This window comes from Brevibacillus fulvus, from assembly GCF_016908525.1.
GTDB classification, from domain to species: Bacteria; Bacillota; Bacilli; order Brevibacillales; family Brevibacillaceae; genus Brevibacillus_G; species Brevibacillus_G fulvus.
Genome location: NZ_JAFBEB010000011.1, coordinates 23,149 through 37,403 on the forward strand (window position 1 = coordinate 23,149; position 14,255 = coordinate 37,403).

At 51.2% G+C, this 14,255-nt stretch carries 12 protein-coding genes and 1 pseudogene; 12 read left to right on the forward strand and 1 reads right to left on the reverse strand.

The window, feature by feature from the left end; translation table 11 throughout:
* Positions 1 to 20 precede the first annotated feature (20 nt).
* From JOD01_RS14565 to JOD01_RS14605, 9 genes and pseudogenes are all read left to right on the forward strand, one after another.
* Positions 21 to 641 (forward strand): NAD(P)/FAD-dependent oxidoreductase, encoded by a 621-nt coding sequence (locus JOD01_RS14565; RefSeq protein WP_204519043.1) that lies wholly within the window; start codon positions 21 to 23, stop codon positions 639 to 641.
* A 53-nt stretch (positions 642 to 694) separates the two neighbouring features.
* Positions 695 to 1,267 carry a YdhK family protein gene (locus JOD01_RS14570; protein ID WP_204519044.1) on the forward strand — a complete coding sequence of 191 codons (573 nt, stop codon included), beginning with the start codon at positions 695 to 697 and terminating at the stop codon, positions 1,265 to 1,267.
* A 436-nt stretch (positions 1,268 to 1,703) separates the two neighbouring features.
* On the forward strand, positions 1,704 to 3,137 hold the full coding sequence (locus tag JOD01_RS14575) for a DHA2 family efflux MFS transporter permease subunit (RefSeq protein WP_204519045.1): 1,434 nt from the start codon (positions 1,704 to 1,706) through the stop codon (positions 3,135 to 3,137).
* Positions 3,138 to 3,222: 85 nt separating this feature from the next.
* A pseudogene (locus JOD01_RS14580) lies at positions 3,223 to 3,372 on the forward strand (heme ABC transporter substrate-binding protein IsdE); the annotation flags it as partial.
* 184 nt (positions 3,373 to 3,556) lie between these two features.
* On the forward strand, positions 3,557 to 6,274 hold the full coding sequence (acnA, locus tag JOD01_RS14585; RefSeq protein ID WP_204519046.1) for an aconitate hydratase AcnA: 2,718 nt from the start codon (positions 3,557 to 3,559) through the stop codon (positions 6,272 to 6,274).
* Positions 6,275 to 6,506: 232 nt separating this feature from the next.
* Complete coding sequence (locus tag JOD01_RS14590; protein WP_239565475.1) at positions 6,507 to 6,851, forward strand: hypothetical protein; 345 nt, start codon at positions 6,507 to 6,509, stop codon at positions 6,849 to 6,851.
* A 4-nt stretch (positions 6,852 to 6,855) separates the two neighbouring features.
* Positions 6,856 to 7,341 (forward strand): nitroreductase family protein, encoded by a 486-nt coding sequence (locus JOD01_RS14595; protein WP_204519047.1) that lies wholly within the window; start codon positions 6,856 to 6,858, stop codon positions 7,339 to 7,341.
* Positions 7,342 to 7,389: 48 nt separating this feature from the next.
* The gene (locus JOD01_RS14600; RefSeq protein WP_204519048.1) at positions 7,390 to 9,135 is read left to right on the forward strand and encodes an ABC transporter transmembrane domain-containing protein; all 1,746 of its coding nucleotides are present in this window, start codon (positions 7,390 to 7,392) and stop codon (positions 9,133 to 9,135) included.
* Complete coding sequence (locus tag JOD01_RS14605; RefSeq protein ID WP_204519049.1) at positions 9,119 to 10,984, forward strand: ABC transporter ATP-binding protein; 1,866 nt, start codon at positions 9,119 to 9,121, stop codon at positions 10,982 to 10,984. Before JOD01_RS14600 ends, JOD01_RS14605 begins: the two co-directional genes overlap by 17 nt.
* A 53-nt stretch (positions 10,985 to 11,037) precedes the next feature.
* Here JOD01_RS14605 and JOD01_RS14610 read toward each other — a convergent pair whose 3' ends face one another.
* A complete protein-coding gene (locus tag JOD01_RS14610; protein ID WP_204519050.1) occupies positions 11,038 to 11,865 on the reverse strand; it encodes a DUF4405 domain-containing protein in 828 nt (275 codons plus the stop codon).
* Between the two features lie 74 nt (positions 11,866 to 11,939).
* On the opposite strand from JOD01_RS14610, the gene JOD01_RS14615 reads away from it, so the two are divergent.
* The 3 genes from JOD01_RS14615 to JOD01_RS14625 all read left to right on the forward strand — a co-directional run bounded on the left by JOD01_RS14615 (position 11,940) and on the right by JOD01_RS14625 (position 14,245).
* Positions 11,940 to 12,101, forward strand: a complete 162-nt coding sequence (locus JOD01_RS14615; protein ID WP_204519051.1) for a hypothetical protein — start codon at positions 11,940 to 11,942, stop codon at positions 12,099 to 12,101.
* Between the two features lie 148 nt (positions 12,102 to 12,249).
* The gene (locus tag JOD01_RS14620; protein ID WP_204519052.1) at positions 12,250 to 13,251 is read left to right on the forward strand and encodes a LacI family DNA-binding transcriptional regulator; all 1,002 of its coding nucleotides are present in this window, start codon (positions 12,250 to 12,252) and stop codon (positions 13,249 to 13,251) included.
* Between the two features lie 52 nt (positions 13,252 to 13,303).
* A complete protein-coding gene (locus JOD01_RS14625; protein ID WP_338028569.1) occupies positions 13,304 to 14,245 on the forward strand; it encodes a sugar kinase in 942 nt (313 codons plus the stop codon).
* Positions 14,246 to 14,255 lie beyond the last annotated feature (10 nt).

Here is a 14,255-nt window from a genome sequence, read left to right on the forward strand (position 1 = left end):
CAGTATGGGAGAGGGTTGCTATGGGGATGATGAAGTTTGCCGTCACACCGGGTTTTATGGTCGGCGGGACTCTATTTAAGGCTGAGCAGCTTGCTGTTCTTGGCTCGATCATAGGGGAAGAGGCCAAAATTGAACTGACCAATTTCCAACAGTTGTATGTGGAAATGGATGAAGAGAATGCGGAAGAAGTCAAGCGGAGGCTGTCGGAGACGGGGTTGCAGATTTATCCGGCTGGATATGTGACAAAAAGCGTGATCGGCTGCAATTTTTGCCGTGGGGCTGAAGAAGCCGGACTTGAGGTTGCGAAGAAACTCAATGAGATCATCGCCGGGATTCCGACGCCGGCTCCGATGAAAATCGGCTACGCAGGCTGTGCGCTTGGCACGAGCGAACCGCTGCTTAAAGATATTGGCATTGTAAAAATGCGAGACAGGTACGATATTTACATTGGCGGCGAACCGAAGTCGCTAAAGCCGGCCTTGGCCGTTCTATTGGTTGCCAATGTGGAGGCCGAGCAAATGATTACGATTGTCCGAAAGCTCGTCACTTATTTCCAGGCGAATGGAAAGAATAAGGAGAGATTTGGCAAATTTGTTCAACGGGTTTCAATCGAAAATTTGCGCCAGGCAGTCGCCGGTTAAAGTTAAACCGATGGCATGATATCCGAAAACAGTTCATGGAAGGTGAAAGTGACATGAAAAAACAACATCCAATCACTTTATTTGGAGCTGCCGTGATGCTGGCGGTTGTGTTAAGTGCCTGTGGCAACGAAGAAAATTCGTTTCAAGAGCAGGCGGCAGACAATCAGCGACAAGAGATGAATCACTCGGAAATGAACCATTCCGCATCAGAAAAACTTCCTGCGGGATTGGAGGAAGCAAAGAATCCGAAGTTTACAGTGGGAAGTCAAGCGATCATTCATGCTGATCATATGCCCGGGATGAATGGCGCTCGTGCAACGATCGTCGGAGCTTATGATACTACGGTTTATACCGTTTCCTACGTTCCGACAACAGGTGGGCAAAGGGTTACCAACCACAAATGGGTCATTCAAGAGGAAATCATGAATGCAGGAGATCAACCGTTTTCCAAAGGGGCAGAAGTAACCCTGATGGCCGATCATATGGAGGGCATGAATGGTGCCAAGGCAACGATTGATTCAGCAGAAAAAACGACCGTTTACGTGGTCGATTATATGCCGACAACTGGCGGAAATCCGGTAAAAAACCATAGATGGGTTACAGAAAGCGAGCTTTCATTTCGTTAAACCCTGTTTCATGCAAGTTTTCACATAAAGCCTGAACGGCCAATTCCAGCGAAATGACAAAGGAACATGCTTGCCGGAAAGTCGGGAGAAACCGGGAATGCCGCCCCCGTTTTCCCGGCTTTTTTGCGGAGGGTGCTAATATTTTGGAAATTGCACATCGGGATGTTGGGTTTTTCCGTCCGGATTGTTATAATCAGATTTATTGTTTCTGAAGCTCCAGCAGTCCATTGATCGATTTACATGAGATGCAGAACACCAAGGGCCAAAGGGTCCGTTTTTTCTATATCAAGGACAAATGCGATGATTCCAACAGATAAATCGGGATAAACGGGAGTTCCCAACTGTCCAGCGTTTATCGAACAGTGGGAAGACAGGAGCGACAGGAAGAAAAACAGATAGAGAAGTTTTTTCAACAAAGGGAAAGTGGAGGGAAACAATGAAGCAATTCAATACACGAGCCATCATGGCGTCATTGCTCATCTGCGGTTTCGTCGGCATGTTCAGCGAGACGGCTCTCAATATCGCGATGACCAATTTGATGGACGTTTTTCAAATTTCAGCGGCAACTGCCCAGTGGCTGACGACGGGCTTTTTGCTGACGCTCGGCATTTTGATGCCGATGACCGGGTTGCTGTTGCAGCGGTTTACAACGAGGCAGCTGTTTATTAGCTCGCTCGCAAGCTCGATTGTCGGCACCATCATTGCGGCGTTGGCGGTCAATTTTGAAATGCTGATGGTCGCTCGCGTCTTGCAGGCCATCGGGATGGGGCTGTTGATTCCGCTTATGTTCAATACGATTCTCGTCGTGTATCCGCCAGATAAGCGCGGAGCAGCGATGGGCTTTGTCGGACTGGTTATCATGTTCGCGCCTGCCACCGGCCCGACCGTGGCCGGGTTGTTGATCGAATATTTGACATGGCACTACATCTTCTGGCTGTCGCTGCCGTTTTTGGTCATTGGGCTGCTGGTAGGGCTCAAGTATTTGGAAAATGTCACCGAAGTCACGAAGCCGCGCATCGATCTGCTTTCCGTCGTATTGTCAACGCTCGGCTTCGGCGGAGTTGTTTTCGGCTTTAGCAAGGCGGGGGAAGGCGGGCAAGGCTGGGCCAGTTCACTTGTCGTTGCTTCGATCGGCGTCGGATTGCTCGCGCTTGTGCTATTCTCGCTGCGCCAGTCTTTGATGAAAGAACCGATGATGAATCTGCGTGTCTTCAAGTATCCGATGTATATTGTCGGCTTGCTGTTGGTGCTGTCGTGCACGATGATCATATTGTCGAGCATGATTATTTTGCCGATGTTCTTGCAGGACAGTATGAAGTTGTCCGCGTTCGACACCGGGTTGATGTTGTTGCCGGGCAGCGCCTTGAACGGCATTCTGTCGCCGCGCATGGGTCGTCTGTTCGACAAGTATGGACCGAAATGGCTGGTGATTCCCGGTCTCGTGATCGTAGCGGCCATGTTATGGTTTTTCGCCAGCATGTCGACAGTGTCTTCCATTGTTTTGATCGTCGCGTTGCATATCGGGCTGATGGTTGGTATCTCCATGGTGTGGATGCCGGCGCAAACGAACGGTTTAAACCAGTTGCCGCCGGAACTATACCCGCATGGCACAGCGGTGATGAATACGTTGCAGCAAGTCGCCGGTGCGATTGGAACGGCTGTTGCGATCAGCATTTTGTCCAGCGGGATGGAGAACTATTTGCACGACTCCGCTGCCCCGACCAATCCGAACGAAATAGCCAACGCGATGGCGCTCGGATCGCAACACGTGTTTTTGTTCGCAATGATTGTGACGCTGATCGGTTTGGCTTTGGCGGTGTTTATTCGCCGCGTTGTGGTCAATCATGCAGCCAATCACTCCATGCATTAATTTTGAAAGGGGCCCGCGGGCTCCTTTTTTTGTTGCGCATCGTTGCAAACCCGATAAACGCTGACGATCAGTTCAGCTATTGCCCGTTACCCCGATTGCCGGGAAAAAGGCGAAAATCGCCAAAACGGTTGCCGGCAAGAAATCTCCTACTGTGCCGATCTTGATGGGCGTACCGGGAAGTTACCTGGTTGCGACGGAAAATGCCTACATTGGCAACCTGGTCAAACTGGCCGGCAGTTGCGGTAATGCCATCCATTTCTTTTTCGATTTGCTGCAATCGTTTCATCAAGGTTATTGGGCAGGAAGACGAACGATAGAAAAGATTCATGGCGAGCCATGAAATATCGGTATTCGTTCAGCTGTTCGCCTTAATCTAAAATCAATTGTACAAATAACCTTTGACGGGAGGGCAGACAGGTATGAAAGCAACGGCGACAGACATCTTGCATGCTCGCGCTTCACTAACGATAAACGGAAAACCGTTTACCTACTTTCGCATCAAAGCATTGGAGGAAGCCGGGATCGGCAATGTCTCCAAGCTGCCTTTTTCCATAAAAGTTCTCTTGGAGGCGGCTGTCCGTGAATTTGACGGTGTAGCCATCACAGCGGAACATGTCAGCAAAATCGCAAACTGGGCGACGGAACGGGACCCCAATCAGGAGATTCCCTTTAAGCCGGCACGAATCCTTCTCCATGACACGACCGGCTTGCCAGCGATTGTTGATCTGGCAGCAATGCGTGAGACGATGCAGCGTTTGGATGGAGACGTATCCAGAGTCAATCCGCTCATCCCGGTCGACCTCGTGGTAGATCACTCGGTTACGGTAGATTATTTCGGAAGCGCGGATGCCATGGAACGGAATGAACAATTGAACTTCCAACGCAACTTGGAACGGTTTCGCTTTTTCCGTTGGGCGCAAAATTCGTTTGATAACTTGCGCGTAGTCCCCCCGGCGTCCGGTATTATGCACCAAATTAATATGGAGTATCTGACCACCGTTGTAGTGCAAAAGGATGCGGCTGGTGCCGCCATCCTGTATCCCGATTCCCTTGTCGGTACAGATTCCCATACGACGATGATAAACGGATTGGGTGTAGCCGCTTGGGGCGTCGGCGGCATTGAGGCCGAAGCGGCGATGTTGGGGCAACCGTTGTATTTTGTCATTCCCGAGGTGCTCGGGTTCCGGTTAACCGGCTCTCTTCCGGAAGGGACCACGGCCACAGATCTTGCTCTGACCATTACCCATCTTCTTCGCAAAAAAGGCGTGGTCGGCAAGTTTGTGGAATTCTTTGGTCCGGGTGTGGAAACATTGAGCGCCGCTGATCGGGCGACGATATCCAATATGGCACCTGAGTACGGGGCAACCATGGGCTATTTTCCGGTAGGACAAGAAACTTTGCGTTACTTGCGAACGATTGGCCACAGCGAGGAGCACGTCTCCCTTGTAGAAGCCTATTATAAAGCGCAAGGCATGTTCATGAGCAGCCATAGTCCGGAACCAGCCTATCGTGATCTCATTGAACTCGATTTAGCGACGGTCGAGCCGTGTCTTGCCGGCCCGAAACGTCCGCAAGATCAGATACGTTTGACGGCAATGAAGCATAACTACAACGAACTTATGCGCAAACCGATCGAGCAAGGCGGATACGGTTTGTCCGAGGAAGAGCTGAAAAAAGCGGTCGTTGTGGAACATGCCAATGGGGAAACGTCCGTGTTGAAAAACGGGTCGGTTGTGCTGGCGGCTATCACCAGCTGTACGAATACTTCCAACCCGAGCGTATTGATCGCAGCGGGACTTTTGGCCAAAAAGGCGGTAGAAAAAGGCTTGAGGAAACCGGCGTATGTGAAGAGTTCTCTAACCCCCGGTTCGCGAGTTGTCACGGATTACTTAGCCGAATCAGGGTTGTTGCCTTATCTGGAAGCTCTCGGCTTCCATATCGCCGGTTATGGCTGTGCGACGTGTATCGGCAATTCCGGGCCACTTCCGGACGAGGTGAGTGCCGCTATCGCGCAACATGACTTGACCGTAGCCGGGGTGATTTCCGGCAATCGAAATTTCGAAGGGCGTGTGCACCCTCAAGTCAAAGCGAACTATCTCGCTTCGCCGCCGCTCGTCATCGCTTATGCTTTGGCGGGTACTGTTGACATCGATCTGGCGAAGGAGCCAATCGGGTATGGAGATGCAGATCAGCCTGTCTATTTGAAAGAGATTTGGCCATCTTCCGCGGAGATTCAAGCATGGTTGGGCCATGCGGTTCGTCCAGAGTTGTTCCGGAAAAGGTATGAAAATATTTTGGAGGCAAACGAACAGTGGAATGCCATCGACATCCCGAAAGGTCTGCTGTATGAGTGGGATGAAGCTTCGACTTATATAAAAAAGCCGCCTTTCCTGGAAAATCTTCCGGAAACACCGGCCAAGATTGAGGAAATCAGAGGGGCCCGTGCGCTGGCGGTTTTGGGAGATTCGGTGACGACAGATCACCTTTCTCCGTCGGGGGCGATCAAAGCGGATAGTCCGGCGGGAATATATTTGCAAAAGCGGGGAGTCAAGCCGAAAGATTTCAATTCCTATCCATCGCGGCGTGGTAACCATGAAGTCATGATGCGGGGAGCCTTCGCGAATATTCGTATACGCAATCGCTTGGTTCCCGGCTCAGAGGGGGGCGTGACCAACTACTTGCCGACAGATGAAGTGATGTCGATTTATGATGCTGCCATGCGGTATCTGAAAGAACAAACGCCGCTTGTCGTGATCGCCGGCAAGGAGTATGGAACAGGCAGTTCCCGAGACTGGGCAGCGAAGGGCACGTTTTTGCTTGGGATAAAAGCGGTCATTGCCGAAAGTTTCGAAAGAATACACCGCAGCAACCTCGTCGGCATGGGTGTTCTTCCCCTGCAGTTCACCGAGGGGACGAACGCTTCGGCACTTGGGCTTACCGGTCGTGAAATCTTTGAGACGATAGGGCTTGCCGATGACTTAAAACCGGGACAAACGATCAAGGTCAAAGCTGCGCGAGAAGATGGAACTGCTTTTTGTTTTGATGTGATTGTTCGTCTGGACAGTGTCGCGGATCTTCATTACTATCGGAACGGCGGCATCATGCAAACGGTCGTTCGCCAATTATTGCATCAGTAGAGATCCATGCTGTCCTTTACAAAAAAGCGTCAACAGAAGGAAACCGTTTTTTCGGAAACCTGTCGAAAAGTCCGAAGGATCGCATGGAGGCCCGCTCAGTGAGCTAGCGGGTCTTTTTTCGTATTTGACGGCTGGTCGATCTCCAGCTTGACATAATGGCGGAAAGTTGTATACATTTGGATTCAGAAAATTGTTTGTATACATATGTATGCGATCAGAAGGGGGAGAATCCGTGCGGGAAGGCAAAGATGAGTCAAGGGAGCTTTTCGGTCATCGCGGCCATTGGGAACAATGGCAAGAAAAAGCGGAGAAGCGGAGAGCGAAGATTTGTTCCGAGCCGCGTTACCAAAGCGCGCAGACGTTTCGCCGCGGCAGGGCGATCGCCTTTTTGGAGATCTTGAAAGTAAAGCGTGCGACATTGCAGCAGCAGTTGAATCAACCTGAATATGAATCGATCAAACAGGTGATCAGCGGTGAATTAAAAGCGGTCGAGGCGATTATACAAGAGTTTATGCATGCATTCGAGCTTCGCGAGATATCAATGCAAAGCGAGCGGGAAAACAAAGGAGATGAATGATCAGATGAATATCATTGATGGGATCAAACACCGGAGAACGATCAAAATGTTCAAACCGGATCCGATTCGTGAGGAAGATTTGCTCACCTGGCTGGAAGCTGCCAGCTATGCGCCGAATCATCGGATGAACGAACCGTGGGAAATCCGCTTCGTCGGAGCGCAGACGAGAGCGAAGTTGCAACATAAAACGGACTTCGGCGGCGCGCCGGTCGTGCTGGCCGTCTTGTCCAAACCGGCTCCCACTCCCTTTGAGCGCGATGAGAATGTCATGGCGGTTGCTTGCTTCGTGCAAAATTTGCTCTTGGCTGCGCATGAGGCGGGCGCTGGCGTATTTTGGTCGTCGATGGGTCATTCGCCGCAAAATCGGGAAATTCTCGGTGTGCCCGCTGATTACGACGTGATTGGTGTCTTGGGGATTGGTTATCCGGCGGAAGTGCCTGCTCTCAAAGCGAGAACGCCGATCACTTCCAAAATCGCCTATTTGCCCTAATCCAATCCCAGGACCGCCAACAACAGCGGTCCATCGAGGTGAGAAGCTGTGTGGAAATTGAGAGCCTATTTGCAACCATACTGGAAACCGGCGTTATTGGCGCCGATTTTGATGCTGATTGAGGTCGCCATGGATTTGCTGCAACCAAAGCTGATGGCCCATATTGTGAACGAAGGCATCGTCAAAGGGAATCTGACGCTGATTCAAACTACCGGACTGTTGATGCTCGGGGTTGCGCTGATCGGATTGATCGGCGGCGCCGGCTGTACGATATTTTCGACCATTGCCTCGCAAAACTTTGGAGCCGACCTGAGAAGCGCTTTGTTTCAAAAAGTCCAAAGGTTGCCCTTTCGCGAGCTGAATCGACTGAATACCGGTTCCTTGATAACCCGCTTGACGAATGACGTGATGCAGGTGCAAACCATGGTGCAGATGAGCTTGCGCACGATTCGCGCACCACTGTTGGTAGTTGGCAGTCTGGTGCTGGCTATATTGATCAGTCTGAAGCTTACGCTGATTTTGGCCGTCGCCGTACCTGTGCTGTTCATCGTCTTGTTTTTTGTCATGCGGTTTTCCTTTCCGCTGTTTACCCGGGTGCAATCGAGACTGGACCGCGTCAATACGGTCCTTCAGGAAAACTTGTCCGGTATTCGGGTTGTAAAATCGTTTGTCCGCGCTGATTACGAGCGGAAACGGTTTGCTCGCGCCAACGAAGATTACACCGAGATGGCGATCAAAGCGGGCCGAATTATTGCGCTGAATATGCCGCTGATGATGCTGATCATGAATGCCAGCATCGTAGCTGTGCTCTGGTACGGCGGAGTGCAGACACGGAACGGCAGTCTTCCTGTCGGCGATTTGATCGCTTTTATCAATTATGTGACGCAATTGTTGTTTTCCATGCTCATGCTGGGCAATATGCTGGCGTTTATCTCCCGGGCCCAAGCATCTGCCGGCAGGATTCATGAGGTGCTGGTCATGGAAACGGAGAGCGACAACACCGGGAAGCGGGATGAGAGTAATTTGTTCCAGTCGGGACAGTTGACTTTTGAGAATGTTTCGTTTGCCTACGATCGCGAGCAAACCGATTTAGTGCTGCAAAACATTTCCTTTCGGGTCGAACCCGGGCAGACGATCGCCATCCTGGGCGCCACCGGGGCGGGAAAATCTTCTTTGGTTCAACTGATCCCCCGCTTTTACGACGCGACAAGCGGCAGAGTGCTGATCGACGGTGTGGACGTCAGAGAGATACCGCTGGATATCTTGCGGAAGCGCATTGGCATCGTGCTGCAGCAATCGATTTTGTTCAGCGGCAAGGTTCGTGACAACATTTGTTTCGGAAAGCCCGATGCCAGCCAGGAAGAAGTCGAAGCAGCCGCCATAGCCGCAGAGGCCCATTCGTTTATCATGCAGCTGCCGGATGGATATGACACCGATCTTGGGCAACGGGGCGTCAACTTGTCCGGCGGTCAGAAACAACGGATTGCGATTGCCAGAGCATTGCTGCTGCGGCCGAAACTGTTGATCCTCGACGACAGTATGAGCGCACTCGATCTTGGCACGGAATCGCGCATTCAGCAGGCGCTCAAACATCTGATGAAGCAAAGCACCAATCTTATCATCGCGCAGCGTATCTCTTCGGTTGTCGAAGCAGATAAAATCATTGTGCTGGACCAGGGAAGAATCACCGCAGAAGGCACCCACCATGAACTTTTGCAAAGCAGTTCGGTCTACCAAGAGATTTATCGCTCGCAATGGAGGGAGGAGGATGAAGCTTATGTCAGATCACGCTAACCGAACGCACCGCGATGCCTCCAAACCGCCGAATCCGCCGATCGGGTTCGGAAGACCTGGCCCTGGCAGATTTTTCGGACCGAAAGTGCGGCCGCAAAACGGATTGGCGACAATCAAAAGGCTGTGGGGGTATTTAGGCAGACAGCGCAGCGGAATGCTGATCGCCACGCTGCTCACCTTACTCGGTTCCGCCATTGCACTGATTGGCCCTTATCTGATGGGCAAAGCGGTCGATGACTACATTATCCCGAAAGACTACGCCGGACTCGGCTGGTTATGCTTAGGCATGCTTGGCTTTTATTTGCTCGGCAGCCTTGTTTCGTGGGGGCAATCGTACGTCATGGCCGGCGTTTCCGGGCGAACGGTCCGGGAACTGCGGCAGGATGTTTTCAAGGCGTTTCAACTGCTTCCGTTGAAATTTTTCGACAGCCGCCCCCATGGCGAATGGATGAGCCGCGCGACAAACGATGTGGAGAACGTATCCAACTCCTTGAATCAAAGCGTGATCCAACTGCTGTCCAGCGTCATCACGCTTGCCGGTTCGCTGGTGATGATGCTGCGGCTGAACCTGGTATTGACCTGCGTCAGCCTGGTTTGCATCCCGCTGATGCTGCTGGCGACCAAAAAGATTGCCCAGTTGAGCCGAGGCTACTTTAAAGGCCAGCAGCAGGAGCTTGGCGCATTAAACGGATTTATTGAGGAGATGGTCAGCGGCCAGAAAACGGTCAAAGCGTTTCGCCGGGAAGCGGTGGCCATCGAGCAATTTCAAGCCATTAACAAAAGGCTGAACCGGGTCGGCATCAAAGCCCAGATCGTATCGGGTACGGTCGGACCGGTGATCAACTTTGTGAATAATGTCAGTTTTGCCTTGATTGCGGCAATCGGCGGATGGATGGCGTTTCACGATTGGACGACGATCGGAGTGATTGTCAGCTTTCTTAACTACTCCAAACAATTCAACCGACCGATTAACGAATTGGCGAATCAATATAACATGGTGCAATCGGCGATCGCTGGAGCCGAGCGCGTCTTTGAAATATTGGATATGGACACGGAATTCACGGAGGAACAGGAAGCGCGGGTGAATAAGGAAGTCACAGGCAAAGTGGAGTTTCGCGCTGTCTCTTTCGGCTATACGCGGGAAAAACCGATCTTGCAGCAAGTCTCGTTTACAGCAAAGCCTGGCGACAAAATCGCTTTGGTTGGGCCAACAGGTGCCGGCAAGACAACGATCGTCAATCTGTTGACCCGTTTTTACGACATCGATTCCGGGACGATTGCCATCGACGGCATCAACCTCAACCTTTGGGAGAAAAACAACTTGCGCAGCAAGCTGGGCATTGTCCTGCAGGATGCCTATGTGTTTTCCGGCACGATCCGCGAGAACATCCGCTACGGCCGTTTGGAGGCAACCGATGAAGAAGTCGTGGCCGCGGCGAAGCTGGCTAATGCCGACGGGTTTATTACCAGGCTGCCCCAAGGCTACGATACGATTTTAACCGCGGAAGGCAGCAATTTGAGCCACGGTCAGCGCCAGCTTTTGACGATTGCCCGCACCATCTTGGCTGATCCGGCGATCCTTATCCTCGATGAGGCAACGAGCAGCATCGATACGCGAACGGAAATGCATGTCCAGGAAGCGATGAAAACGTTAATGAAAGGGCGAACAAGCTTTGTCATCGCCCATCGCCTCAACACGATCCGCGATGCTGATCTGATTCTTGTGCTGAACGCCGGGCAAATCGTGGAACAGGGCACGCACCGCCAGCTTTTGCAGGCCAAAGGCTTTTATTATCAATTGTATACGAGCCAATTTGAACGGGCCGATACAGCCAGCGGAATAACCTGACGGGAAACAGTCAGCAGAATTACCGTATACGATTACTGCTCATCTTTTAACTTTTACTGTGTCCCATCCGTGATTTCAAGATGGGCCGATTTTTGCTGCTGCTTTTTGCGAAAAAGCCGTTTCTCCAGATAGTAAGCAGGAACGATCAGCACTGCAAAAATCAGAAAATAGTTGAGAATCACCAGCAACGAATTGGCGCTGCCGCGATGTCCGAATTCGCCTTGTCCGCCATGCCTTTCCGCGAATGGGCCAGCTTGCGGTTTTTCGGGCAGCATAGTGCTGTTAGCTGCACGGTCCGTATTGTTAAGCTGTTTCGCATGTTGGGCAGTTTGACTCGTGTTTGTAGCCACCGCAGAGGAATACCACTGCATTCCTCCGGCCAATACGGCCAAAGCGAGCAGAACGGCAGCGATAACACCTTTCCGCAACGCTCCTTGCTTCGACACAAACGCTTTTTTGCAAATCCCCATCACCCATTGCCAATGGACACCGATATGCAGTCCGACCAGGACAAGGGTGACATTTGCAGAAAGACTGTGCAACCCGCGAATCGCCCGGCTTCCTTCAACGGCAAGATTGGGGAAAACGACCTTGGAAATCAAGATGCCGGTAATAATAATCGTTGACATGGAAATGAGCAAAAGGATGTTCAACAAGTAACTGAAGCGCATTTTCTTGGGCAATTTGGCGTCGAATATTTTCAAGGTGGTCTGTTTTACCCACTGAAAGTTCAGTCCGATATGGGTAAGGATCGCGACACCAAACAGCAATCCGGCAATTTCGTGAAAGGGCAGGCCGTTCAACACTCTTGGATTCATTAACAAGGCAAAAGCGAGAGCCATCAGCAAATCAAGCACGATCTTTATATAATTTTTTTTCACAGCGAATCCCTCCTGGCAGGCTGTCATTTCGTGTTGCTACTGGGTTCATCATAATTGACGCTGGTGAAAATACGATGAAAGAAATAAGGAAATATGATGGAAAAATTCGTACAGGCCGCTTGCCGCAATCTGCGGAGGCGAACGCCCGGTCAGCAACCGGCAGTTGTTTTGCCGCAAGCGAGGCGTGGGATAAGCGATTTGACTGCCAGCCTTGGCTCGCTGTTGACTGGGCTTAAGGCTGGTTTCATTTTCGAGCCGATACCGCAATTTTGGACAATTTTTGAGATAATATTTAAAAAATTGCTTGTCTTTTTTACGGAGCTTGTATTATTATGTTGCTAAACCGATTTACTAAACCGGTTTAGTAATCAGTAGAGGTGTTTTATGAAACCCGTCACGATGGCAGATGTTGCTGCTCTGGCGAATGTATCCAAAAGCACGGTCTCGCAATACATCAATAACCGTTATGACTACATGAGTGAAGAGACCAAGCGCCGCATAGAGGAAGCAATCCGGCAACTGGGATACAAGCCAAATTATGTTGCCAAAAGTTTGAAGCAAAAGCAAACATCTACGATCGGAGTGATTGTCGCAAACATCTTGCATACGTTCTCGACGCAAGTGATTCGCTCGATTGAGGATGTATGCAGGGAAGCCCGTTTTCACGCGATTGTCTGCAATGCCGACGATAATCCGCAGCAGGAAAAAGAATACATCGAAATGCTGCGCGCCAAGCAAATTGACGGCCTGATCGTTTTTCCGACAGGGGGAAATATCGATCTGTACCAGACAATGGTCAAGGAACAATATCCACTCCTGTTCGTAGACCGTTTCGTCAAGGACTTGCCGGTTGAAAGCATATTGCTGGACAACGAAAAAGCGTCGGAGTTGGCTGTCGATCATCTTGTTGAAAGCGGATACAGAAAAATCGGAATGCTCACCACCTCGCTCCATTCCAACATCACGCCGCGGATCGAACGGATCAACGGCTATAAGAAAGCATTGGAAAAGCACGGGCTGCCGATTCGGGAAGAGCATTACAAGGGTGTCGACGTTCGCCAAATGGATCAAGTGTTGGCCGAGATGTTCCGTTTGCCGGAGCCGCCGGATGCTTTAATCGCCGGCAATGATTTAACGCTGATGGAAATTTTGAAGTTCGCGAAAAAACACAATTTATCCATCCCGCGGCAGGTGGCCGTCATCGGGATTGACGAAGTATCGTTTTCCGGCATTTACCACCCGCCGTTGACAACGATCGTCCAGCCGGCATTTGAAATGGGCAAGCAAGCTGCCGAAAGCCTGCTGGCGCAGATCAAAGGTTCCGATCGGGAAAGAAAAGAGATCCAGCGATTTGCACCCAAGCTGATCATTCGCGAATCGACCTGACTCAAAAGGAGCAAAGAGGAAGACATTCTAAGGGGAGATTGACTTGTTAGATGTGATCACCATCGGGGATGCATTGGTTGCAATGACTCCCACCAGTTCAGGGAGACTCAGATTTGTTCACTCATTTGAGAAAAAAGTAGGCGGAGCGGAACTGAACGTGGCCATCGGATGCGCCCGTCTGGGGCTGAAGGCCGGATGGATCAGCCGATTGGGCAATGATGAATTTGGCCACTACATTCTCCAATGCGTACGCGGAGAGGGAATCGACACAACGCATGTCCAACTGGTCGACGGTTACCCGACCTCCCTCTATTTCAAAGAAATTTTTGACGATGGACGGGCAGGTTCCTACTACTACCGAAGCAATTCACCCACATCAACGATGCGTCCCGAGCAGATTGACGAGGCGTATGTAGAGCAAGCGAAAATCGTTCATATCTCCGGAGTGTTCCCTGCGGTGGCCAAGACAAACCGCGAAGTGCTGCTTCGCCTGGTCCAACTGGCCAAGCAGAAAGGAAAGCTCGTCACATTTGACCCGAATATCCGCTTGAAATTGTGGAGCGCGGAGGAAGCACGGGAAACGCTGCTTGCACTGATGCCCTATATCGATGTGGTGCTTGCGGGTGAGGAGGAGGCTGATCTGCTCGTCGGAACAACCGAACCGGCTGAAATATTTGCAAGGTTTGCCCAACTTGGCATTCGCCACGTCGTGATCAAAAGGGGCGAGCGCGGAGCGGTTGGGAATCGGGACGGCGAAGTGCTCGATCATCCGGCAATACCGGCATCGGTGGTCGTCGATTCGGTCGGGGCAGGCGACGGATTTGCCGTCGGCTATTTATATAGCTTGTTGCAAGGCTGGGATCTCCAGAAAAGTCTGCATCTGGCCAATTTGATTGGCTCCATCGTCGTAGGTGTTCGCGGCGACAACGAAGGCTTGCCGTATTTGGATGAAATTGAGGTATATCTTGGTCAGAAACAACGGATTGAGCGTTAACAGGCGGACA

Excerpts from the sequence above, each read along its gene's own strand:
- JOD01_RS14565 (WP_204519043.1), top strand. The coding sequence starts at position 21 with ATGGGGATGATGAAGTTTGCCGTCACACCGGGTTTTATGGTCGGCGGG.
- JOD01_RS14570 (WP_204519044.1), top strand. The coding sequence starts at position 695 with ATGAAAAAACAACATCCAATCACTTTATTTGGAGCTGCCGTGATGCTG.
- JOD01_RS14575 (WP_204519045.1), top strand. The coding sequence starts at position 1,704 with ATGAAGCAATTCAATACACGAGCCATCATGGCGTCATTGCTCATCTGC.
- acnA (WP_204519046.1), top strand. The coding sequence starts at position 3,557 with ATGAAAGCAACGGCGACAGACATCTTGCATGCTCGCGCTTCACTAACG.
- JOD01_RS14595 (WP_204519047.1), top strand. The coding sequence starts at position 6,856 with ATGAATATCATTGATGGGATCAAACACCGGAGAACGATCAAAATGTTC.
- JOD01_RS14605 (WP_204519049.1), top strand. The coding sequence starts at position 9,119 with ATGTCAGATCACGCTAACCGAACGCACCGCGATGCCTCCAAACCGCCG.
- JOD01_RS14615 (WP_204519051.1), top strand. The coding sequence starts at position 11,940 with ATGAAAGAAATAAGGAAATATGATGGAAAAATTCGTACAGGCCGCTTG.
- JOD01_RS14620 (WP_204519052.1), top strand. The coding sequence starts at position 12,250 with ATGAAACCCGTCACGATGGCAGATGTTGCTGCTCTGGCGAATGTATCC.